The organism is Thermomonas sp. (genome assembly GCF_025993755.1).
Lineage (GTDB): Bacteria > Pseudomonadota > Gammaproteobacteria > Xanthomonadales > Xanthomonadaceae > Thermomonas.
The window spans coordinates 1-1756 of sequence record NZ_JAMQHN010000173.1 but is presented as its reverse complement, the minus strand read 5'-3'; the positions used below and the strand labels follow the sequence as shown (position 1 = coordinate 1756).

2 protein-coding genes are annotated in these 1756 nt (G+C 68.5%); both read left to right on the top strand.

The genetic code is table 11. From position 1 onward, the window contains the following. On the top strand, positions 1–816 hold an 816-nt coding region (locus Q0X16_RS12635), incomplete at its 5' end, for an acetyl-CoA carboxylase carboxyltransferase subunit alpha (protein WP_297835044.1). 16 nt (positions 817–832) lie between these two features. Next, positions 833–1756 (top strand): tRNA lysidine(34) synthetase TilS (gene tilS, locus Q0X16_RS12630; protein WP_297835042.1); only part of this gene is annotated, 924 nt, incomplete at its 3' end.

Sequence of the window (1756 nt, the reverse complement as noted above, 5' to 3'; positions counted from 1 at the left end):
TACGCCAAGCTTTCCGCCTGGCAGGTGTCGCAGGTGGCGCGTCACCCGCAGCGTCCCTATACGCTCGATTACGTGCAGGGCCTGTTCACCGATTTCGTCGAACTGCATGGCGATCGTGCCTTTGCCGACGATCCGGCGATCGTCGGCGGTGTGGCACGCTTCAACGGCGAGCCGGTGCTGGTCATCGGGCACCAGAAGGGGCGCGATACCAAGGAAAAGCTCCATCGCAATTTCGGCATGCCACGGCCCGAGGGCTACCGCAAGGCCCTGCGCCTGATGCGCCTCGCGGAAAAATTCCGCATGCCCATCTTCACCTTCATCGACACGCCCGGCGCTTATCCGGGCATCGGCGCGGAAGAACGCGGCCAGTCCGAGGCCATCGCGCGTAACCTCTACGTGATGGCCGAATTGCAGACGCCGATCATCTGCAGCATCGTTGGCGAGGGTGGATCGGGCGGCGCCCTGGCGATTGGTGTCGGCGACCGCACCCTGATCCTGGAGTACTCGACCTATTCGGTCATCTCCCCCGAAGGCTGCGCCTCGATCCTGTGGAAGAGCGCGGACAAGGCGTCGGTCGCCGCCGAGACGCTGGGCATCACGGCCGACCGCCTGAAAGCCAACGGCCTGGTCGACCGCATCGTCGACGAACCGCTCGGTGGCGCGCAGCGCGACTGGGACGCCATGTTCCAGGCCATGCGTCGCGCCCTGACCGACACCCTGGCGGAACTGCGCAAGCAGCCGCTGGATGCCCTGCTGGCCGCGCGCTACCAGCGTCTGCGGGCGTATGGCAGTTTCAAGGAAGCTTCCGCCAAGTAAAGCCGTCCTCGCCAGCGTGGCGGACGTGCTGGTTCGCCACGTGCCGCGCGGCGCCCGTCTGGCGCTGGCGCTGTCCGGTGGTCTCGATTCGATGGCGCTGCTGCATGTCCTCGGCGCCCTGCGCGACGATCACCGCTTCACCCTGCATACCGTTCATGTCCACCATGGCTTGTCGCCGCAGGCGGATGACTGGGCGGATTTCTGCGCGCGTCACTGTGCGATGCACGGCGTCACGCTCGCCGTGCACCGCGTGACGGTCACGCGCGACGATGCTGCCGGCATCGAAGCCGCGGCGCGGCGCCTGCGCCACGACATCTTCGCCGAGGTGGACGCGGACTTCCTGCTCACCGCGCACCAGCAGGACGACCAGGCGGAAACGCTGCTGCTGCAGTTGCTGCGCGGCGCCGGACCCAAGGGACTGGCGGCCATGCCCGAGCTGCAACGGCGCTCCGGCTGGTGCGCCGTGCAATTGCGCCCTCTGCTCGGTATCAGCCGCGCCCAGTTGCGCGACTACGCCGCGGCGCACGATCTGGAATGGGTCGAGGACGACAGCAACGTCGACATGCGCTACCGGCGCAACGCGCTGCGCCAGGAGATCATGCCGCGCCTGGCGGCACATTTTCCCGGCAGTTCGGCCACCCTCGCACGCGCGGCGGGTCTGCAGGCCGAGGCGGCGGAACTCCTCGACGAGCTGGCGCTCATCGACGCAGCCGGGGCGGTCGCTGGCGCGCGCCTCGACTGTGCGGCGCTGGCGGGACTGACGCCGGCGCGTGCACGCAATCTGCTGCGTCACTTCATCGCCCGCCATGGTCTGCCCATGCCGCAGGCGCGGGTGCTGGACGAAGCCCTGCGCCAGCTGCTCGCGGCGCGCCAGGACGCGCGCGTGCAGGTGAATCTCGGTCCGTGGTCACTGTGGCGTTTTCGTGGCGGCGCCTACCTC